Origin of the sequence: Kitasatospora cathayae, assembly GCF_027627435.1 — a bacterium.
Lineage (GTDB): Bacteria > Actinomycetota > Actinomycetes > Streptomycetales > Streptomycetaceae > Kitasatospora > Kitasatospora cathayae.
On the sequence record NZ_CP115450.1, the window covers coordinates 7,626,452 to 7,646,020 of the forward strand.

Below are 19,569 nucleotides of genomic sequence, written 5' to 3' on the forward strand. Positions count from 1 at the left end.
CAGGAGGTCGGAGGCGCACGGCTGTCCGGGGGGTGATGCCGTGCGCCTCCGACGTCTACAGAAATGTAGACGTTCAGTGGGCGGTGAGTCCAGCCGCCCGGCGGTGCGACCGCGCCGACAGGGCGAGGGCCACCGCCATCAGCACCGCCAGGGCCAGGCTGACCGGGCCGGTGCCCAGGCCGATGCCGCCGCGGTCGGCGCCCACGCCCAGCCAGTCCGCGAACGAGGCGCCCAGCGGGCGGGTCAGCACGTACGCCCACCAGAAGCCGGCCACCGGGCCCACCCAGCGGGCCCGGGAGGCCACCGCCGGGATGGCGATCAGCACGGCGAAGCCCAGCCCGGCCACCAGGTAGCCGAGGCCGAGGGTGGCCGCCGTCAGGTCGCCGAGCGCGGTGCCCAGGGCGAAGGTCAGCAGGACGGCCGCCCAGTAGAACAGCTCCCGGCGCAGCCCGGTCACCCGGTCGATCGCCAGCGAGCCCTCCACCAGGTGCCAGAGCACGAACAGCGCCGCCAGCGCCACCGCCAGCGAACCGGCCGACACCGCGTACGGGATGCCGAGCGCGACGTGCGCCACGTCGGCGACCATCGTGCCGAACACGCTCACCATCACCACGACCGCCCAGTACAGCCCGGGCACGCAGCGGCGGGTCCGCAGCTGCACCAGGAGGGTGACGGCCAGCAGCAGCCCGGCGGCGGCCACCGCCAGGGCCGGGTCGAAGGTCTTGGCGAGGAAGTCCGAGAGCGTCTCGCCCATGCCGGTGGTGAGGATCTTCACCAGCCAGAACCAGCCGTCCACGGCGGGGACCTTGCTGGCGGCCCGGACCTCACCGGGGGCGGCGGGGCGGGGCGCGGTCGGGGCGTACGAGTGGGCCACCTCAGCCCTCCGAGCCGTCGACGGCGGTGTTGGAGGTGAGCTGGCCGTCGGTGCCGTCCACCGTCACCAGGTGGCGCACCCCGTCCTGGCCGACGACCGTCACGGCCCAGGCCGCGCCGCCGCCCTGCTCGCTCACCCGGTGCAGCGACTCGGCGCGGCCGCCGGGGACGGCGGCCTGAGCCTTCTCCAGGGCGGCGGAGGCGGCGAGCGACGGAAGCGGGGCGGGCGCCTGGCCCTGCTGGTGCCTCCCGTGGTGGCCGCCGTTGCCGCGCCCCTCGTGCCCCTGCCCCCGCGCCTCGCCCTGCCCCTGCGCCTCGCCGCGCCCCTGCCCCTCGCCGTGCCCGTACTGGTGCCCGTTCCCGTCCTCGCTCCGGGCCGCCGCCTCGCGGTGCCCGTGCTCCCCGTGCCCCTCGTGCGCGGCCGCCGCGACCGCGAGCCCGCCCCCGGCGAGCAGCGCCACCGCCGCCACCGAGGCGGCTATCCGGCGCTCCCGCCCGCCGGTCCAGGCGCGCAGCCGCTCCGCGCGTCGGCGCCGGGGCGCGAGCGGCGGCACCTCGGGGATCTCCGGCTCGGCCCCGGGCTGCGGGGTGGTGGAGGACAGGGGGTCGGTCATCGGGCGTTCTCCTTGCCTCGTGCGGCGACTGCGCTCAGCTTCCGGCCCGGTACCGCCCGGGCCGCGCCCGGCGATCATGGCGGACCGTACCTGAACCTGCGCTTAAGCCGGGTCGGGAGCTCTCAGGAGCAGCTGGCACCCTGAACGGATGCACATACTCGTCGTGGAGGACGAACACCGGATGGCCACCGCGCTGCGGCGCGGTCTGGAGGCCGACGGCCACACCGTCGACACCGCCCACAACGGCCCCGAGGGCCTCGCCCTCGCCGAGCGCCACCCCTACGACGTGATCGTCCTCGACATCATGCTGCCCGGCCTCAACGGCTACCGGGTCTGCGCCCGGCTGCGCGCGGGCGGCTGCCGGGCCGGCATCCTGATGCTCACCGCCAAGGACGGCGAGTGGGACGAGGCCGAGGCCCTGGACACCGGCGCCGACGACTACCTCGCCAAGCCGTTCTCCTTCGTCGTCCTGCTCGCCCGGCTGCGCGCCCTGCACCGGCGGATCGACCGGCAGCGCCCCCGGCTGCACACCCTCGGGGACCTCGTGCTGGACGCCAACGCCCGCACCTGCACCCGGGCCGGCACCCCGACCAACCTGACCGCCCGCGAGTTCGCGATCCTGGAGCACCTGGCCGCCCGGGCCGGGACGGTGGTCTCCAAACGCGAGATCCTCGACCACGTCTGGGACGCCGACCACGACGCCGACCCGAGCATCGTCGAGGTGCACGTCCACGCCCTGCGGCGCAAGATCGACGCCCCCTTCGGCCGGGCCGCCCTGCAGACCATGCGCGGCGCCGGCTACCGGCTCGACCCGGCCGGCGGCTGAGGTGCGGCAACTCCCGGACAGGCTGCACGGGTCCCGTCGACTCCCGTACGCGCTGCGCCGGTTCGTCCCCCGGACGGTACGGGCCCGGGCCACCGCGGCCGCCGGTACGGTACTGGCCGCCGCGCTCGCCCTGGCCGGCGCCGGCCTGCTCGCCGCCGTGCACGCCGACCTGGTCGCCTCGGCCGCCTCCGCCACCCGGCAGCAGGCCGAGTCGGTCGCCCAACTCGCCGTCCAGGGACGGCTGACGCCCGACCTGCACGCCGGGCACGGCACCGACTTCCTGCAGGTCGTCGACGCCCGCGGCACCGTCCTCGCCGCCAGCCCCAACCTGGCCGGCCGCCCGGCCCTGGCCACCGCGCGGGGCACCGGCTCGCACACCACCGACGAGGTCGACCCGCTCTACGACCACCACCGCCAGCGGCTCGCCGTCGTCACCGCCGACACCCCGAACGGGCCGGTCACCGTCTACGCGGGCGCCTCGCTGCGCGCCGCCGACGAGGCCATGGACATCACCCAGGCCGGGCTCGCGGTCGCCTGCCCGCTGCTGCTGCTCACCGGGGTGGTGGTCACCTGGAAGGTCACCGGGCAGGCGCTGCGCCCGGTGGAGGCGATCCGCGCCGAGGTCGACGCCATCACCGGGCAGGACCTGCACCGCCGCGTCCCCGAGCCCGGCACCGCCGACGAGATCGCCCGGCTCGCCGCCACCATGAACGCGATGCTCGACCGGCTGGAGGCCTCCGGCCGCCGCCAGCGGCAGTTCATCGCCGACGCCTCGCACGAACTGCGCAGCCCGCTCGCGGTGCTGCGCACCCAGCTGGAGGTAGCCGACACCCACCCGGACCCGGCGGTCCGGGCCGAGCTGGTGCACGGCGCCCTGGAGGACACCGACCGGCTGCAGAACCTCGCCACCGACCTCCTGCTGCTCGCCCGGCTGGACGCCGGCGGCGCCGACGACCGACCCCGCCAGCGGATCGACCTCACCGACCTGGTCGCCACCACCGTCCTCGCCCGCCCGTCCGGCCCGCACCGGCGCACCACCGACCTCGCTCCCGAGGTCGCCGTCGACGGCATCCCGCTCTGGCTCGGCCGCCTGCTCACCAACCTGCTGGACAACGCCGAGCGGCACGCGGCGACCACCGTGCACGTCCGCCTGGGCACCGATCCGGCGCGCGGCCTCGCCCTGCTGGACGTCGAGGACGACGGCCCCGGCATCCCGCCCGCCGACCACGAGCGGGTCTTCGAACGCTTCACCCGCCTGGACGACGCCCGCTCCCGCGACCACGGCGGCACCGGCCTGGGCCTGCCGATCGCCCGCGACATCGCCCGCCACCACCACGGCACCCTCAGCATCACCCCGACCCCGACCGGGGCCCGGCTCACCGCGGCGATCCCCCTGGCGGCGGACGACTGAGGGGTGCCGGGGACCCGTTCGGCGCAGCCGGGATCGTGGTGGCGCCCGTTGCTTCCCAGACTCGGAGGACGAGGGCGTGGACTCGACCGGAGAGGCATCCCCCATGAGCATCGGGCTTCGTCGCATCCTCGCGGTGGCCGCAGTGGTCTCCCTCGGCCTGGGCGCCGCCTCCTGCGGCAGCGCCAAGCAGGCCTCCTCCGGCGGAGGGGGCTCCGCCGCCGCGAGCGGCAGCGCCGGAGGCGTCGCGGCGGGAGCCGTCCGGATCGGCCTGCTGCTCCCCGAGACCAAAACGACCCGCTACGAGCAGTTCGACCGCCCGCTGATCGAGAAGAAGATCAAGGAACTGGCGCCGCAGGCACAGATCGACTACTACAACGCCAACCAGGACGCGACCCTCCAGCAGACCCAGGTCGACACCGCGCTCACCAAGGGCGACCACGTGCTGGTCCTGGACGCGGTGGACTCCAAGTCGATCCGGTCCTCCGTCCGGAAGGCCCACGACGCGGGCGTCAAGGTGCTCGCCTACGACCGGCTCGCCCAGGGCCCGGCCGACGCGTACGTGTCCTTCGACAACCACGAGGTCGGCCAGCTGCAGGGCCAGGCGCTGGTCGCGGCGGTGGGCGGCAAGGCGAACGCGGGCGAGATCTTCATGATCAACGGCTCGCCCACCGACCCCAACGCGGCCGACTTCAAGGCCGGCGCGCACAGCGCGATCGACGGCAAGCTGAAGATCGGCAAGGAGTTCGACACCCCGCAGTGGGACCCGAACACCGCCAACCAGGAGGCCGCCGCCGCGATCACCGCGATCGGCGGGAGCAACGTGGTCGGCGCCTACTCGGCCAACGACGGGATGGCCGCCGGTGTCGCGACCGCCCTCAAGGCGGGCGGCCTCAGCGTCCCGCTCACCGGCCAGGACGCCCAACTCGACGGCATCCAGCGGATCGTGGCCGGCACCCAGACCATGACGATCTACAAGCCGTTCAAGCCGGAGGCCGACGCGGCCGGCGAGATCGCGGTCGCCCTCGCCTCGGGCAAGGCGCTGGATCCCAAGCTCGTGCCGACCGCGGTGACCAGCGGCAGCGGCCACAAGGTGCCGGCCGACCTGATCACCCCGGTCGTCGTCACCAAGGACGACATCAAGACCACCGTGGTCCAGGACGGCCTCTACACCGTCGGCCAGATCTGCACGCCCGACTACGCCGCCGCTTGCCGGAGCGCCGGCCTCCAGTAGTCCACCACCGGCTCGGAGCAGGGGAGTTGGTCACTGTGACAGGTGAGACCGTACTCGCCCTGCGCGGGGTCTCCAAACGGTTCGGCGCCGTCCAGGCGCTCACCGACATCGAACTGGAGGTGCACACCGGCGAGGTGGTGGCCCTGGTCGGCGACAACGGCGCCGGCAAGTCCACCCTGGTCAAGGCGATCGCCGGGGTGCACCAGCCCGACGAGGGCGCCATCGAGTGGCGGGGCAGGCCGGTGATCATCCACCGGCCCCAGGACGCCCAGCAGTTGGGCATCGCCACGGTCTACCAGGACCTCGCGCTGTGCGACAACCTCGACGTGGTCGGCAACCTCTTCCTCGGCCGCGAGCTCCGGCGCTTCGGCATCCTCGACGAGGTCGCGATGGAGAAGCGCGCCCGAGCGCTGCTGGACACCCTCTCCATCCGCATCCCCAGCGTGCGCATCCCGATCGCCTCGCTCTCCGGCGGCCAGCGCCAGGTCGTCGCGATCGCCCGCGCGCTGATCGGCTCGCCCAAGGTCGTGATGCTGGACGAACCGACCGCAGCCCTCGGCGTCGAGCAGACCGCCCAGGTGCTCGACCTGGTCGAGCGGCTGCGCGAGCAGGACCACGGCGTGATCCTGATCAGCCACAACATGGCCGACGTGATGGCCGTCGCGGACACCGTCGCGGTGCTGCGCCTGGGCCGCAACAACGGCGTCTTCGACAAGCGCCGCACCAACCGGGAAGAGATCATCGCGGCCATCACCGGCGTCACGGACAACGCCGTGACCCGCCGCCGGGCCCGTGGCCAGGAGGGGTCCCAGTGAGCGAGTACCGGCCCGGGAGCACCCCCGGCGGAGAACCCGGGCGCCGCCACCGGCTGCCCGAGGACAGCATGCCCACCGGCGGCGTCAACGCGCCCGTACCGGTGGCCCCGGACGCCACCCCCGCGGTCGACCCCCGGCTGATCGTCCGGCAGGAGGGCGTCAAGGGCTACCTGGGCGAGTTCCGCGGCCGGATGAGCAGCGGCGAACTGGGCTCGCTGCCCGTGGTGCTGGCCCTGATCGTGATCTGGGCGGTGTTCGGCAGTCTCAACAGCACCTTCCTGTCCGCCCAGAACCTCTCCGACCTGTCCCAGCAGATCGTCGGCACCGGCATGATCGCGATCGGTGTCGTCTTCGTGCTGCTGCTCGGCGAGATCGACCTCTCGGTCGGCTCGGTCAGCGGCCTGTGCGCGGCGGTCTTCGCCGTGCTCGACGTCTCCGACGGCGTCAACCAGTGGGTCGCCCTGATCACCGCGATCGCCGGCGGCGCCATCGTCGGCGCGATCCACGGCGTCTTCTTCGCCAAGGTCGGCGCCCCGGCGTTCGTCGTCACCCTGGCCGGCAACCTCGGCTGGAACGGTCTGATGCTCCAGATCCTCGGCGCCACCGGCACCGTCAACCTCTCGGGCAAGGACATCGTCTCCAGGCTCTACAGCACCATCTACGGCCAGCAGATCGCCGCCTACGGCACGGCGGTGGTCGGCGTCGCGCTGTTCCTGCTCGCCTCGCTGGTCGACGCCCGCCGGCGCCGGACCGCGGGAGTGCCGTTCCGGCCGGTCGCCGACATCGTGCTGCGCACCGTCCTACTGGCGATCACCGCCTTCCTCGTCGCGTACACCCTCAACCAGTACAAGGGGCTGCCGCTGGCCCTGCTGGTCTTCCTGATCTTCATCGTGGTGCTGGACTTCGTGCTGCGCCGCACCTCCTACGGTCGGCAGGTGTTCGCACTCGGCGGCAACATCGAGGGCGCCCGCCGGGCCGGCATCAACGTGGCCTGGATCCGGATCAGCGTCTTCACCATCTGCTCCACCATGGCGGCGATCGGCGGCCTGTTCCTGGCCGCGCAGATCCAGTCCGCCAGCCAGACCTCCGGCGGCGGCAACCTGCTGATGAACGCCATCGCGGCGGCCGTCATCGGCGGCACCAGCCTGTTCGGCGGGCGCGGCAAGACCTGGTCGGCGCTGCTCGGCGCGCTGGTGATCGGCTCGATCCAGTCCGGGATGAACATCCAGGGCCTGAGCAACGCCATCCAGTTCATGATCACCGGTGCGGTGCTGCTGGCCGCCGTCGTGGTCGACTCGCTGGCCCGGCGCACCCGGCGGGCGGCCGGGCGGGCGTGAGTCCCTTGCCGCCGGGCGCGACCGGGGCCTGACTGGCCCTATGCTGCGGGGCATGCCGAGTGAGCTGCGAACTCTCGGGGCCGGCACCGACCCCGCCTTCATCCGGCGGGAGACGGAGCTGACGCCCGTCCCCTTCGTGCCCGAGATCCGTCTGCACATGGCGCAGGACGCCATCGCGCTGTGGGAGACCACCGAGCGCGAACGCGGCCTGCCGGGACTGCCACCGCCGTTCTGGGCGTTCGCCTGGGCCGGCGGGGTGGCGGTCGCGCGCTACGTGCTGGACCACCCCGAACTGGTCGACGGACGGGCGGTGCTGGACATCGCCGCCGGGTCCGGACTGGTCGGGGTGGCGGCCGCGCTGCGCGGCGCCAGGGAGGTGCGGGCCGCCGAGATCGACGCCTACGCGGTCTCCGCCATCGAACTGAACGCCGAGGCCAACGGCGTACGGGTGGCGGGCGCGCTGGTCGACCTGGTGGACGGGGACGGCGCACCCGCCGAGGTGGTGCTCGCCGGGGACGTCTTCTACGAGCGGGCCATGGCCGCCCGCTTCCTGCCCTTCCTGGAACGGGCCGCCGCCCGCGGCGCCACCGTGATCGTCGGCGACCCGGGCCGGGCCTACCTGCCCCGCGAGCGGTTCACCGCGGTCGCCGCCTACCAGGTGCCGGTGGTGGCGGACCTGGAGGACACCTCGGTCAAGACCACCACGGTGTGGCGTCTCGGCTGACCGTCCGGGGCCCGGGGACTCCCGGCGGCGGCGGCCGAACTCCCATTCGGATGGCCGCCCACGCTGGCGGCCGTCCGTGGGGCGTGGTGCGCTGGGGCCGATGCGCGGGCGAACGATCACGTTCCGTCACGCCGTCGAATCCCGTCCACCCCACCCGACAGGGGACCACCATGACCATGACCGAGAACGACCTCAGGCTCGACTCCGCCGAGGCCGCCGCCGACGTGCTGGCCGGCGTGCACGACTTCGAGCAGGCCCTCGCCTTCTACCACCAGCACCTGGCCCCGGACACCGCGACCAACCTGTCCGTCGCGGAGAACGTCCTGCTCTACCAGCAGTCGATGGACACCGAGGTCTTCAAGAAGATCAAGCTGATCCCCGAGCGGAACATCCAGTACATGGCCTCGGCCGGCACGCCTCAGCTGCGCCAGCAGGTCGCCGACCTGCTCGGCCGGGCGTTCGGCCGCACCGTCTCGAAGGACGACGTCTTCGGCTGCGCCGGGGTCTCCTCCGCGCTGGAGTGCATCGCCTTCGGGCTGATGCGCAAGGGCGCGGGCACCCCGGCGCTCAAGCCCAAGGACGAGGTGCTGATCCCGGCGCCGTACTGGCAGGGCTTCAACTGGTCCTTCGAGGAGCGGCCCAAGCTGAAGTGCGTCCCGGTGAACCTGCCCACCACCGGCAAGGACCGCTACCGGCTCACCCTGGACCTGATCGTCCACGCGTACGAGGCCCGGCAGAAGGCCGGCCACCGCCCGCGGATGCTCGTGCTGACCAACCCGCACAACCCGCTGGGCGTCAACTACGACAAGAAGCTGCTCGAGGAGATCTACGCCTGGGCGATGGCGTACACCGACATGCACATCATCTCGGACGAGATCTACTGCCACTCCCAACTCGACGGCTCCAAGACGCCGTTCACCAGTGCGGTGGCCCTGGGGGCGTACTCCGGGTTCGCCGACCGGATCCACGTGGTGTGGGGCTTCGCCAAGGACTTCGGGCTGTCCGGCTTCCGCACCGGCTTCGTGGTCTCCAAGAACCCCGCCGTGCACCGGGCCATGCTGGGTAACAGCGACCCGGCCGAGAAGACCCACCCGCTGCCCTGGTTCACCCCGTTCGACTCGCTGAAGACCTACGTCATCGGGGAGTTGCTCGGCGCCCAGCACAACGGCGAGCCCTACACGACGTTCGCGATGAAGAAGTACCCCGAGCTGCTCAGCGACAGCTTCCGCGACGTGAGGCAGGCGCTGGACGCGGCCGGGATCAAGTACGTCCACCGGGAGGGCGAGAACGCCGCGATGTTCTTCTGGCTGGACCTCACCAAGTACCTCGGCAAGCGCGTCGACCACGACCACGCCGAACTGCCGGTGATCGGCCCGGACGGGCTCGACCCGAACGAGAAGTGGCTGTTCGACTACCTCGCCGCCAAGCCCACCGAGGTCACCCTGCTGCCCGGCGGCGTCATGCACAACCCGGCCCCCGGGTTCTTCCGGCTCTGCTTCACCGCCCGCCCCGCCAAGGAGGTGGTGGACGCCGTGCAGCGGATGGCCACCGCCCTGGGCAAGTTGAAGTAGGCGTGGGGTGTGTGCGGCCCCCGGGGCGGGGGCCGCACACCCGGGTCGTCAGCCGCGCAGGCGGGCCAGCCAGGCCTCGACCTCGTCGGAGCGGCGCGGGAGGTCGGCGGAGAGGTTCTCGTTGCCGTCCTCGGTGACCAGGATGTCGTCCTCGATCCGCACCCCGATGCCCCGGTACTCCTCCGGCACCGTCAGGTCGTTCTGCTGGAAGTAGAGCCCCGGCTCGACGGTGAGCACCATGCCCGGCCGCAGCTGACCGTCGACGTGCTCCTCGGTGCGCGAGTGGGCGCAGTCGTGGACGTCGATGCCGAGCATGTGGCCCGTCCCGGCCAGGGTGAAGCGCCGGTGCAGGCCCAGCTCGTACACCTTGTCGGCGGTGAGGTCGCCGAACAGGCCCCAGGCGGTGAGGTGTTCGGCGAGCGCGCGCTGGGCGGCGTGGTGGAAGTCGCGGAACCGCGCGCCGGGCTTGACCGCCGCGATGCCGGCCTCCTGGGCGGCGTACACCGCGTCGTAGACCTTGCGTTGGATGTCGGTGAAGCGGCCGGAGACCGGCAGGGTGCGGGTCACGTCGGCGGTGTAGAGCTCGTTGGTCTCCACGCCCGCGTCGAGCAGCAGCAGGTCGCCCGGGCGGGCCTGGCCGTTGTTGCGCACCCAGTGCAGGGTGGTGGCGTGCGGTCCGGCGGCGGCGATGCTGCTGTAGCCGACGTCGTTGCCCTCCAGCCGGGCGCGGACGAAGAAGGTGCCCTCGATCAGCCGCTCCGGCGTCTCGGCGTCCGAGTGGAGGACGCGCACCACGTCCTCGAAGCCGCGGGCGGTCGCCTGGCAGGCGAAGCGCAGCTCGGCGATCTCGAACTCGTCCTTCACCAGGCGCATTCCGGACAGGAAGACCTCGAAGTCCGCGTCCCGCTCGGCGGTCGTCCGCTCCCGCAGGGTCGCCTCCACCCCGGCGTCGTACCCGCGCAGCACCCGGACCGGGGCGGTGGCGGCGGCCAGGTCGGCGCGCACCGTGCGGACGTCCCGGCAGGGCAGGCCGAACAGCCGCTCGCTCTCGGTCAGGCTGTTGCGGCGACCGTCCCACAGCTCGCCGTGGCCGTCCAGCCAGAACTCGCCGCTCTCGATGTCGGAGCGGTCGCGCAGGTAGAGCACGGCGTGGTGGCCGCTCTGCCCGGTGGGCTCCAGCACCAGGACGGCGTCCTGGGACTGGTCACCGGTCAGGTAGACGTAGTCGGAGGAGGGGCGGAACGGGTAGTCGGTGTCATTGGCCCGCACCTTGGGGTTGCCGGAGGGGACCACCAGCAGCTCGCCGGGGAAGGCGGCGGACAGCGCGGCCCGGCGGCGCTCGGTGTGCGCGGCCTGCGGGATCGGCTCCAGGTCGTGGCGCTCGGTGTCGGCCCAGCCGTGCTTCATGCTCTCGGCGAGCTCCTCGGTCACCCCGCGCGTGAGGCCGTTCTTGCGGTACTTGATGGGCTCGGTGGGCTCGGTGGGGGCGGTGGGCTCGGTCACAGCGGACTCTCCAGAGGGGACACGGCGCAGCGTCGCGCCGACCTGCCGGGTACGTAACAAGCGTTGTGTACCGTATATCGAACGGCGTCCGAAGAGAAGGGGCGGGCACACCCCCGTCCGGGCCCCCGCTCCCCTCGTGGCGGGGGCCCGGACGTCGACCCCCGGAAGGATGCCGAGCGTGGTGGGCGGGTGGCGATGCATTAGCCTCTGGGCCTAAAGGTCAAGAAAGCGCCAGGTCGGGGCGTGGGGAAGCACTGGGGAGAGTTCGTGCTCGCACTCAGGTTCGGGGTCGCGGACCTCGCCAACACCCGCTTCGCCGTCTCCCCGCTCGACCACCTGCTCACCGGCGCCGCGCAGCACGGCGTCCACACGTGCCTCGGGCTGCGCCGCGACCGCTGGTGGCGCGAGATCAGGCGCCACGTCCCGCAGCGCGCCGCCCCCTTCCTCGACCTGGTCAACGCCAGCCCCGCCGGGCTCCCCAACTTCATGGGCGCGGACCTCGACGGCGTCCGCCGCCGGCTCACCGACGAACTCGACGCCGTCCGCCGCCGGCTCACCGACGAACTCGACGCCGTCCTCGCCGTCCCGCAGCAGACCTTCGAACACGACCTCGCGATGTACGGCACCGCGACCCAACTTCCCGTCGCACTCGCCCGGTTGCGCGACGACGGCGCGCGCGGCCTGCGCCGGATCACCGACGGCGCCTGGGCCCTGTTCCACAGCTGCCTCGCCCCCCACTGGCCCGAGATCAGCCGCCGACTGGAAGCCGACATCGCCGACCGCGCCCGAACCGCCGCCCGCGCCGGCGTCGGCGCGATGCTCGACTCGCTGCACCCGAACGCGCACTGGCGCGACGAGGGGGTACTGGAGTGCACCCTCGGCGACCCGTCGGGCGACTTCGCCCTCGGCGGCTGCGGACTGGAACTGCGCCCCAACTACTTCGTCCAGAACGGCATCGGCCTGCTGCTGGCCGAAGGCCGCCCGAGCCTGCTGGTCCACCCGCTCGCGACGCGGGGCGGCGCGTCGGCGAAGCCGGCGCCCGCCTCCGCCGACGGCCTCGCCGCCGTCCTCGGCCCCGCCCGGGCCCGCGCCCTGCGCGCCATCGAGGCCGCTCCCTGCTCCACCACCGAACTCGCCCGGCTGCTCGGCATCAGCCCGCCCTCCGCCTCCGCCCACGCCGCCGCCCTGCGCGCCGCCGGGCTGATCACCACCCGGCGGGACGGCAAACAGGTCCGCCACGCGCTCAGCGAAGTCGGGCACGACCTGCTGCTCGACAACCCGGAGGCCGCCGCGCGGACGGGTGCGGAGCTCAAGTCGATCGGGCGGCCCGCGTGAGCCAGTACTACGAGCTCGACGGCGAGACGCTGTGGAACCCGGCCAACGGCGCCTCCCGACTCTTCCTGCGTCAGCTGGCCGATTTCGAGGCGGAGCTCCAACTGCCCTCCGGCATCGGGCCGATGGTCAATGACGAAGCCCGGATCGACCCGGTGGCCTTCGGCGCCTTCGCCCGCGCACTGCTGGTCTGGTACCAGCGGACCACCCACGGCGTCATCCGCGCGCTCTCCGCGGGTTTCGTCGCGACGACCCTGGCCCTCGCCGAGCGCGCGGGTGTCGCGGTGGACGAGGAGCTGACCGACCGGCAGTTGAGTGCGATTACCTGGGAGGTCTCCCGGTCCATGGCGCGATGACCGGCGCGCCCCGAGCGTGCGTAGCGGTCAGCAATGTCAGTCGATGACGAACGGTGCACTGTGCACGGTCGGGTCACTGCTTGCGGTGAAGAAGGCCGTTGAAGGCCGTTCGGGGCCCAGGAGTTCAGATGTCGCCGAGCTCGCCGGACTTGATGCCGGCGATGAATGACTGCCAGGCGTCCATGCCGAAGGCGAGCTGAGGGCCGTCGGGGTCCTTGCTGTCGCGGACGGGGAGAACGCCCGGGAGGCCGGGCGCGACCTCGACGCAGTCCCCACCGCCGTTGCTGTACGAGGACTTCATCCAGGAGTTGGGCTTGACGGCCGTGATGGGGGTCATGGCGTGGAACTCCTTGAGACGGGTGCGGATGAAAGTCAGTGAGTCCGCACATGAGAGGGCTTGGGTCTGGAGCCAATCGTAAGTCCTTGCGAGGGAACGGATCTCCTTCTCGTCATCGCGCTCGACGTAGCCCCGTTGGATGGTTTCGAGGTAGGCCATCCATCTCTCGTCCGTGGAGGTAAGGAGCATGAACGGCCAGGTCGTTGGGAGGTGCTCACCGAGGCTGGACGGTGCGATCTGCAGCTTGACATGCGGAAGGCTGGCCACGCTCTCCAGGCGGCGAAGCTGTTCGGCCATGACGAAGGGGCCGCCGACGGGCCGCAGGCAGCTCTCCTCCATCACGACGTGGATCGAGGGAGCCGGTTCCCGGTACAGCAAGGCTTGCCGTGCCATCCGGACATTCAGGCGCTCGCTGACCTTCTCCTGAGGGATCTCGCCTCGCTGGGCTGCGGCGCCGATGAGCGCGGAGGCGTAGCCCCGCGTCTGGAGCAGTCCGGGGATGACGTTCAGCTGGAAGATCTTGAGAGCGGTGGCCTTGGTCTCGTGCTCGATGTAGGCGAGGAATCCGCCGATGAGAGTGCTGCCCTTCGTGCTCCAGTACAGGAGTTCAAGCGCCCCGCAGGTGTCGAGCACCTTGTCGGCCCGCCGTAGCAGCTTCAGTGGAGCGGGACGTTCGCCGTTCTCGATCAGCGAGATGAGCGAGTCGCTGTAGTTGATCAGCTTCCCGAGTTCGACCTGTGTGAGGCCCCGCGCCTTGCGGAACCGGCGCAGTTGGGCGCCGATGGCCTCGTTCGGGGTGAGGGCTGGGTCAATTTCCTGCTGGGGCACGGTGATCACGCCATTCCACAATGCTGGCTGTCAAAGTCAAGCTCTTCCGCCGCTTGCTGCAATTGGACACTCTTGGTGAGGAGTTGGCAACAGAGAGGAGTTTTTTCGGTGGATATGACAAACACTCAATCTGGCGAGAGCCTCATCCTGCGGCGGAACTTCCCGCCCTGCCGGTGCCCGCAGTGCGGCGATTCCGTCCCCGAAGCGCGCATGGCCACCCACGCGATCGTCCCGGCGGCGCCGCCCGCTCGGCGGGTGGCGGCGCCCGCCAACCCCTACCGCCCCTCCACCATCGGCGAGCGGGTCTTCGACGTCCGCTCCGGCCGCTGGGCCGCCTTCATGGGCTGGCAGCACGGGCGCGCCTTCCTCCGGCCCCTGGGCGGCGGCATCGAGTGGGACACCGAAGCGCGTTGGATCACGAACACCGAACAGTGAGATGCCCCATGAGCAGCATGATCGACAAGATCACGGCCGAGGACCGTCGCGCCGCGGCCGACATCCTCGACGACCTCCAGGCCGTCCTGCACGCCGCCGATGTCAAGCTCCCCTCCCTCGGCGTCGACTGGCGCTCGGCCAAGGCCACCGGCGTCATCCTGATCGACCTCGGCGCGGCGCGACCGGACGTCATCGAGCGCCTGGTCGTCGTCCTCCGCAGGGGCATGCGACCGTAATCGCCTCCGGCGTCATCGCCGTTGGAAGCCTCCTCCTCGCAGGCGTCGTCATTCTCACGATCCCTGACGACATCTCCCCGGCGGCGGGTGCGCTGGTGTTCGTCCTCGTCTTCCTCGCCACCTCCACAGGTGGATTCGCGCTCGTCGCCGGATGGATGAGGGTTCACACATGAGAGCGCGGGCTTCGAGGTGACCTCGAAGCCCGCGCCGAAAGTCAGAACGCCGGCCATTCGGAGAACTTTCCTTCCCGGGCGAGACCAGCCCACGCTTCGCGTGCGGCCCTGAGCCGGGCGTAGCGTTCGCGGGCTTCCATGTCCGATGCGTTCTCCAGACCACTGGTGTCGTGACCCCAGGCCCTCAGTGCGTCCAGGACCCGATCGCGCTGGTAGCGGTCCGTGTTGGTGGCCAACAGGCGGTGGGCGTGGCCGGTCAGCTCGTCTCGGTGCGCCGTGAGATCGGGGTGTTCGGCGAGGGGGATGGCGGTGACGAGGGCCGTGTCGCGCACGCGCGCGTCGTCGTGGGTGAGGTGGGGGCGGACGGCGGCGAAGATCGCCGGCCGCTGTTCCCGGAATGCGCGCATGTCCACGCACACGAAGGGGCCGCCCGTACTGTCGGGGAGCTCGGCGAGGGCGAGGCACTCGTCGTCGGCGTCGTAGGCCGTGTCGCCGAGCCATTTGAGCAGCGTCACCAAGGTCGGCTCGTCGGCGTCATGGCCGATGTCGTCCATCGCGAGGGCCGGGTCGCCGAGGACGCCGGCGATGTAGAGCGCCACCGGCGTGGTGGCCTCGTAGATGGTGTTCTGGTGGATGACCTGCCCGAGCGCGTGCGTGACCGCGTGTGCCCTGACGGCCGGGTCGGGGTCGAGGAGACGAGCCAGGGCGGCCGGCAGGGATTCGCCCGTGCCGAAGGCGGTCTGGAGGCAGGCCCAATCCGTTTCGGTCAGGAGCGTCTGATGGTGAGGCGGCAGCTTGTCGGTCACCGGCGGAGGTTACAAGACGGGCGGTGCGGGCTTCGAGAGGTCTCGAAGCCCGTACCCAGAACCTTGACTACGCAAGGGAGTTGGCGGATCCTCGGTGCCATGACCGTGCCTCCGCAGCCGCCTTCGGGCCCTTCCCGGGCCAACGCCGTGGCCGTGCTGCTGCTCGCGGCCGTGGCCGTCGGCTCGCTGGCTCTGCCGTGGGCCTCGTACAGCGGAGAGAGCGGCAGTCTGGAGGCGTCCGGCTTCGACCTCCTGAACGGCCACCGATGGGCCACGGAATTCCTCGGTGACTCCGTCGCCTGGATGCGGGCCCTGGAGTGGATCGGCATCGCGCTGGTCGGCCTGTCGTTGCTGCGCCTGCTCGGATCGGCTGTCCGCCTGGCCGGTCTGGCGCTGCTCCTGGCGGCCGGGGCGGGTGGCGCCGCGGTGGGTTCGCTGGTGCAGTTCCACAAGGTGCTGGAGGATGCCGGGGCCTTCGCGCCATCCATGGAGGCGGGTCCCGTGGTCGCGGTGGCTGCCGGGGTGCTGTGCTTCCTCGTCGCCTGCTTCGGCCCTGCCGCTCAGCGACGCTGAGCGGCAGGGCCTCGCACTCCTCACCCCCGGTGCACCTGCTGCCGCAGCGCACCCCGCTGGCCGACCTGGAGGTCGCCGGCACCACCATTCCCAAGGGCGTCCCCGTGGTACTCGCGCTCGCCTCGGGCAACCGTGACCCGAAGCGGTTCCGCGACCCCGACCGATTCGACCCCACCCGCGCGGACCACCAGCACCTCGGTTTCGCAGCGGCGTCCACATCTGCTACGGCGCGCCCCTCGCCCGGATCGAGGCCCAGATCGCCCTGGGTGCGTTTCTCCCCCGCCTCGGCACCGCGACCCTCCTCGAGGACCCTCCCCCTACCGGTACAGCCCCGTGCTGCGCGGACCCCGGCACCTTCCCGTCGTCCGCGTGACCAGGGGAAACACGTCCATCACGGCCGACGGGACAACGGCCTCCCACCGCGGACCGGAATGGGCTCCCCAAGCCTGTGGTTGTAGGTCTGCAAAGGTGATTCCAACCGGCTTCGAGGAGTTCTCATGACTCCGTCGTTGAATGGCTCGACCGCCCTGGTCACCGGCGCGACCAGTGGCATCGGCCGGGCGATCGCGCAGGTTCTGGCTGAGCGGGGCGCGCACGTGGTCGTCTCCGGCCGCGATGCCGCCCGTGGGGAGCAGGCCGTACGGGAGATCCGTGCGGCAGGCGGGAAGGCCGACTTCGTCCAGGCAGACCTGGGCAGTGTGGCCGCCGCCCGCCGACTGGCCCGCGAGGCGAGGCAGCTGACCGGCGGCATCGACATCCTGGTCAACAACGCGGGCATCTATCCGTTCGCCGGCACCGTCGACACCACCGAGGAGGTCTTCGACCAGGTCTTCGACGTCAACGTCAAGGCGCCCTTCTTCCTGACCGCCGAGCTGGTTCCCGCCATGGTCGACAAGGGTGGCGGCGCGATCGTCAACGTGAGCTCCCTCGCGGCCGACAAGGCCGTGGTCGGGGCCACCGCCTACGGTTCGAGCAAGTCCGGGGTCAACCAGCTCACCCGGATCTGGGCGGCCGAGTACGGCCCGGCCGGCGTACGGGTCAACGCCGTCCTCCCGGGCGTGACCGAGACCGAAGGCGTGCAGGCCGCGCTCCCCGACGAGGATCGCAGCGAGCTCGTCGCCATGACCCCCGCCGGCCGGGTCGGCCTGCCCAGCGAGGTCGCCGAGGCCGTGGCCTACCTGGTGTCCGACGCGGCCTCCTACGTCAACGGCGCCCTGCTCACCGTGGACGGCGGAGCGTCCGTGCGCTGACCTCGTCCGCCTGAGTCCCGTCCGCCTGCGACGCGACGGCGGGACGCGTGCGGGGCAGACCCCGCGGTCCGCTCAAAGGCCGGGTGCCTGGAAGCCGTTCAGGTACCAGAAGGGGGCGACGTACCAGATCAGGGCGATCGCGGTGACGAGGGTACCGCCGGCGAGGGGGAGTGCCCAGCCGGGCCAGCGGCGGTGCCGGACCACGATGACCTTGGCGACGAAGGCGCCGTAGAGGAAGCAGCCGGTGAGCGAGTGCAGCGCCACACGGCTGTCGGTGAACTGGACGCCGTAGGCGGTGATGCAGTGCCGGGCGATGGGCAGGGAGAGGAGGAAGGCGGTCAGGCCGATCAGACGGTGCGTGGTGTGGACCGGGTGCGGTGCGGCTCGCAGTGCGGGCAGGCGGCCGTAGATCCACAGGCCGAGGAGCAGTTGAATCAGCGCCAGGCCCAGGAGTGCTGATCCCAGTTGGGCTTTCAGCAGCTGTGCGTCAGTGCCGCGATTCCCGAAGAGGCTGGTCTCGTAGTCGGGGGTGTGTACCCGGCCGTACCAGAAGAGGCCGGCCACCACCGCTACGGGCAGGAGAAGCCACAGGACGTCATGGAGCCGTCGATGGCCGGTGGAGGGAACGAGGCCCTCCACGGGCTCGGCCGCCGCCGCTAGCGCGGGCTGCCAGGCCACGAGGATCAGCAGGGTGAGCGCCTCGGCGATGAGGCTGAGCAGGGCTTGTGGGGTGGGGCGCAGGCCGTTCTCGGAGAAGCCGAACAGCCCGGTGGTTCGGGATGCGGCGAACCCGGCGAGCGTGCAGACGGCGATCACGGCGGCGGCGATCCGCAGGAGCAGGGGCGCCGCCAGCAGGAGGAGTGCGGCCGCTGCGAAGGCGGTGCTGGCCTGTAGCAGGAACAGCGGGCCGATGACGTGGACGAGGCGGTATCCGTCGATGTAGAGCTGGGCGTGGATGTATCCGCTCGCCGCGAGCGTGGCGGCGAGCGCCAGGCGCAGTGCGAGGGCGGGCGGGCTCAGGGTGTTCATGCGAGCTTTTCGTCCTTGACGGCCAGTGCGTGGTTGCCCTGCCAGTAGTTGACGGTGCGGACGCCGATCGCGTCCTTGAGGCGTCCGGCGGGCAGTACCACCGGAAGTGGGGCGGGGCCCTCGCCGGGTTTGGGGAACGGGTAGCAGGTGGGGCGGGCCGAGTGGAAGGTGATGTTGCCCTCGGTCTTGCTGAACAGCTGGTGGACGTGCCCGTTGAGGCACGTGACCGAGGAGAAGCGGCGGAACATCGACAGCAGCTGCACCGCGTCGTCGGTGCCCCAGCCCCACGTCGGATACATCGCGAACAACGGGATGTGACTGAAGATGACGATGGGGGTGTCCGAGGACAGGCCGGCGATGTCCTTGCGCACGAAGTCGATCTGGTCGTTGCCCAGGTGGCCGAGTTGCTCCAGGTGCAGCGTGTTGACCAGTGCGATGAAGTGCACACCGTGGGTGTCGAAGCTGTACCAGCCGTCGCCCAGGGTGTTCTGTCCGAAGGCCTGTCGGTAGGCGCGTGGTCCGTTGTCTCCGATCGAGTCGTGCTCGCCCGGTACGGCGAAGACCCGGTCGGTGTCCAGTTGCGACAGCATCTGCTTGACCTGATCGAACTGGGCGGGGGTGGAGAGGTGCGTCAGGTCGCCGCTGTGCATGACGAAGTCGGGTCGGAACCCGAGGGAGTTGACCTGGTTGATCGCTGCGGCGAACGTCCCGGTGACGTCCATGTTGGCCGGGCCCTGGAAGCCGATGTGGCTGTCGGAGACCTGCACGAACCGCAGGTCCGCACTGCTTGCCGGGGCCGCGTTCGCCGATCCGGGGATGTGACTGATCACCTCTCCCGCGGTGACCGTCAGGACGATGGCGCCACCGAACCAGGCGGAGTGCCGGATGAGCTGGCGGCGGGTCATGCCGTGCTCACCGCCGCCGCCGTCGGGAGTGTCCTCGGTCATGGCGTCACCTCCACGGTGGCGGTCATGAACGGGTGGATGGTGCAGTAGTAGGGGTAGGTGCCGGGTTGGGTGAACGTGTAGCTGTAGGTTTCGTTGGTGGCCAGGGCTGCCGACTGCAGTGGCCCGCCCGATCCTTGCTTGCTGGTGACGGTGTGGGCGTCGGGGTCGGTGTTGGTCCAGGTCACCTTCGTACCCGCCTTGACCGTCAGAGTGGGCGGGGAGAACGCGAAGTTCTTGATCGTCACCGCGTCGGCGGCCGCTGGAGCGGACGGCTGGCCGCTGGTAGGTGAGGTCGAGGACGTGCTCGGCGGTGCGCTGACAGCGACCGTACCGCTCGTTCCGGAGGCACCGGGAAATCCCGC

General features: G+C 71.5%; 21 protein-coding genes and 1 pseudogene. 14 read left to right on the forward strand and 8 right to left on the reverse strand.

Annotated elements, in window-relative coordinates:
* Window positions 1–73 precede the first annotated feature (73 nt).
* Complete coding sequence (locus tag O1G21_RS34060; RefSeq protein ID WP_270149139.1) at window positions 74–874, reverse strand: COG4705 family protein; 801 nt, start codon at window positions 872–874, stop codon at window positions 74–76.
* Between the two features lies 1 nt (window position 875).
* A complete protein-coding gene (locus tag O1G21_RS34065; RefSeq protein WP_270149141.1) occupies window positions 876–1,487 on the reverse strand; it encodes a hypothetical protein in 612 nt (203 codons plus the stop codon).
* Between the two features lie 148 nt (window positions 1,488–1,635).
* Here O1G21_RS34065 and O1G21_RS34070 point away from each other — a divergent pair, with 148 nt between their 5' ends.
* The 7 genes from O1G21_RS34070 (at window position 1,636) to O1G21_RS34100 (ending at window position 9,402) form a co-directional block, all read left to right on the forward strand.
* The gene (locus tag O1G21_RS34070; RefSeq protein ID WP_270149143.1) at window positions 1,636–2,313 is read left to right on the forward strand and encodes a response regulator transcription factor; all 678 of its coding nucleotides are present in this window, start codon (window positions 1,636–1,638) and stop codon (window positions 2,311–2,313) included.
* Between the two features lies 1 nt (window position 2,314).
* Window positions 2,315–3,724, forward strand: a complete 1,410-nt coding sequence (locus tag O1G21_RS34075) for a sensor histidine kinase (protein ID WP_270149144.1) — start codon at window positions 2,315–2,317, stop codon at window positions 3,722–3,724.
* 103 nt (window positions 3,725–3,827) lie between these two features.
* Window positions 3,828–4,955, forward strand: a complete 1,128-nt coding sequence (locus tag O1G21_RS34080) for a substrate-binding domain-containing protein (protein WP_270149145.1) — start codon at window positions 3,828–3,830, stop codon at window positions 4,953–4,955.
* Between the two features lie 35 nt (window positions 4,956–4,990).
* Window positions 4,991–5,770: an ATP-binding cassette domain-containing protein gene (locus tag O1G21_RS34085; RefSeq protein ID WP_405000750.1), complete on the forward strand. Its 780-nt coding sequence runs from the start codon at window positions 4,991–4,993 to the stop codon at window positions 5,768–5,770.
* 68 nt (window positions 5,771–5,838) lie between these two features.
* A complete protein-coding gene (locus tag O1G21_RS34090) occupies window positions 5,839–7,107 on the forward strand; it encodes a sugar ABC transporter permease (RefSeq protein ID WP_270151406.1) in 1,269 nt (422 codons plus the stop codon).
* A 52-nt stretch (window positions 7,108–7,159) separates the two neighbouring features.
* The gene (locus O1G21_RS34095) at window positions 7,160–7,831 is read left to right on the forward strand and encodes a class I SAM-dependent methyltransferase (protein ID WP_270149151.1); all 672 of its coding nucleotides are present in this window, start codon (window positions 7,160–7,162) and stop codon (window positions 7,829–7,831) included.
* A gap of 170 nt (window positions 7,832–8,001) precedes the next feature.
* Window positions 8,002–9,402 (forward strand): pyridoxal phosphate-dependent aminotransferase, encoded by a 1,401-nt coding sequence (locus tag O1G21_RS34100; protein WP_270149152.1) that lies wholly within the window; start codon window positions 8,002–8,004, stop codon window positions 9,400–9,402.
* A 48-nt stretch (window positions 9,403–9,450) separates the two neighbouring features.
* Here the strand turns inward: O1G21_RS34100 and O1G21_RS34105 are convergent, their stop codons facing one another.
* Window positions 9,451–10,905 carry an aminopeptidase P family protein gene (locus O1G21_RS34105; protein ID WP_270149154.1) on the reverse strand — a complete coding sequence of 485 codons (1,455 nt, stop codon included), beginning with the start codon at window positions 10,903–10,905 and terminating at the stop codon, window positions 9,451–9,453.
* 267 nt (window positions 10,906–11,172) lie between these two features.
* Here O1G21_RS34105 and O1G21_RS34110 point away from each other — a divergent pair, with 267 nt between their 5' ends.
* Window positions 11,173–12,240: a winged helix-turn-helix domain-containing protein gene (locus O1G21_RS34110; RefSeq protein ID WP_270149157.1), complete on the forward strand. Its 1,068-nt coding sequence runs from the start codon at window positions 11,173–11,175 to the stop codon at window positions 12,238–12,240.
* Window positions 12,237–12,593, forward strand: a complete 357-nt coding sequence (locus O1G21_RS34115) for a DUF6086 family protein (RefSeq protein ID WP_270149159.1) — start codon at window positions 12,237–12,239, stop codon at window positions 12,591–12,593. The genes O1G21_RS34110 and O1G21_RS34115 overlap by 4 nt, the downstream gene beginning before the upstream one ends.
* Window positions 12,594–12,717: 124 nt before the next feature.
* Here the strand turns inward: O1G21_RS34115 and O1G21_RS34120 are convergent, their stop codons facing one another.
* Complete coding sequence (locus O1G21_RS34120) at window positions 12,718–13,767, reverse strand: helix-turn-helix domain-containing protein (RefSeq protein ID WP_270149160.1); 1,050 nt, start codon at window positions 13,765–13,767, stop codon at window positions 12,718–12,720.
* Between the two features lie 201 nt (window positions 13,768–13,968).
* Here O1G21_RS34120 and O1G21_RS34125 point away from each other — a divergent pair, with 201 nt between their 5' ends.
* Both O1G21_RS34125 and O1G21_RS34130 read left to right on the forward strand, forming a co-directional pair.
* Window positions 13,969–14,193, forward strand: a complete 225-nt coding sequence (locus tag O1G21_RS34125; RefSeq protein ID WP_270149161.1) for a hypothetical protein — start codon at window positions 13,969–13,971, stop codon at window positions 14,191–14,193.
* 8 nt (window positions 14,194–14,201) lie between these two features.
* On the forward strand, window positions 14,202–14,429 hold the full coding sequence (locus O1G21_RS34130; RefSeq protein WP_270149164.1) for a hypothetical protein: 228 nt from the start codon (window positions 14,202–14,204) through the stop codon (window positions 14,427–14,429).
* A gap of 214 nt (window positions 14,430–14,643) precedes the next feature.
* On the opposite strand, the gene O1G21_RS34135 is transcribed toward O1G21_RS34130, so the two are convergent.
* The gene (locus O1G21_RS34135; protein WP_270149166.1) at window positions 14,644–15,408 is read right to left on the reverse strand and encodes a hypothetical protein; all 765 of its coding nucleotides are present in this window, start codon (window positions 15,406–15,408) and stop codon (window positions 14,644–14,646) included.
* Between the two features lie 99 nt (window positions 15,409–15,507).
* Here O1G21_RS34135 and O1G21_RS34140 point away from each other — a divergent pair, with 99 nt between their 5' ends.
* The 3 genes and pseudogenes from O1G21_RS34140 (at window position 15,508) to O1G21_RS34150 (ending at window position 17,231) form a co-directional block, all read left to right on the forward strand.
* Complete coding sequence (locus O1G21_RS34140; RefSeq protein WP_270149168.1) at window positions 15,508–15,981, forward strand: hypothetical protein; 474 nt, start codon at window positions 15,508–15,510, stop codon at window positions 15,979–15,981.
* Between the two features lie 23 nt (window positions 15,982–16,004).
* Window positions 16,005–16,344: pseudogene (locus tag O1G21_RS34145) on the forward strand (cytochrome P450); the annotation flags it as partial.
* A 134-nt stretch (window positions 16,345–16,478) separates the two neighbouring features.
* A complete protein-coding gene (locus O1G21_RS34150; protein WP_270149171.1) occupies window positions 16,479–17,231 on the forward strand; it encodes an SDR family NAD(P)-dependent oxidoreductase in 753 nt (250 codons plus the stop codon).
* A 72-nt stretch (window positions 17,232–17,303) separates the two neighbouring features.
* Here the strand turns inward: O1G21_RS34150 and O1G21_RS34155 are convergent, their stop codons facing one another.
* The 3 genes from O1G21_RS34155 to O1G21_RS41505 are packed head-to-tail and all read right to left on the reverse strand — an operon-like array spanning window position 17,304 to window position 19,452.
* Window positions 17,304–18,260, reverse strand: a complete 957-nt coding sequence (locus O1G21_RS34155) for a DUF6529 family protein (protein ID WP_270149174.1) — start codon at window positions 18,258–18,260, stop codon at window positions 17,304–17,306.
* A complete protein-coding gene (locus O1G21_RS34160; RefSeq protein WP_270149175.1) occupies window positions 18,257–19,207 on the reverse strand; it encodes a metallophosphoesterase family protein in 951 nt (316 codons plus the stop codon). The genes O1G21_RS34155 and O1G21_RS34160 overlap by 4 nt, the downstream gene beginning before the upstream one ends.
* Complete coding sequence (locus tag O1G21_RS41505; protein WP_333493523.1) at window positions 19,204–19,452, reverse strand: cupredoxin domain-containing protein; 249 nt, start codon at window positions 19,450–19,452, stop codon at window positions 19,204–19,206. The genes O1G21_RS34160 and O1G21_RS41505 overlap by 4 nt, the downstream gene beginning before the upstream one ends.
* Window positions 19,453–19,569 lie beyond the last annotated feature (117 nt).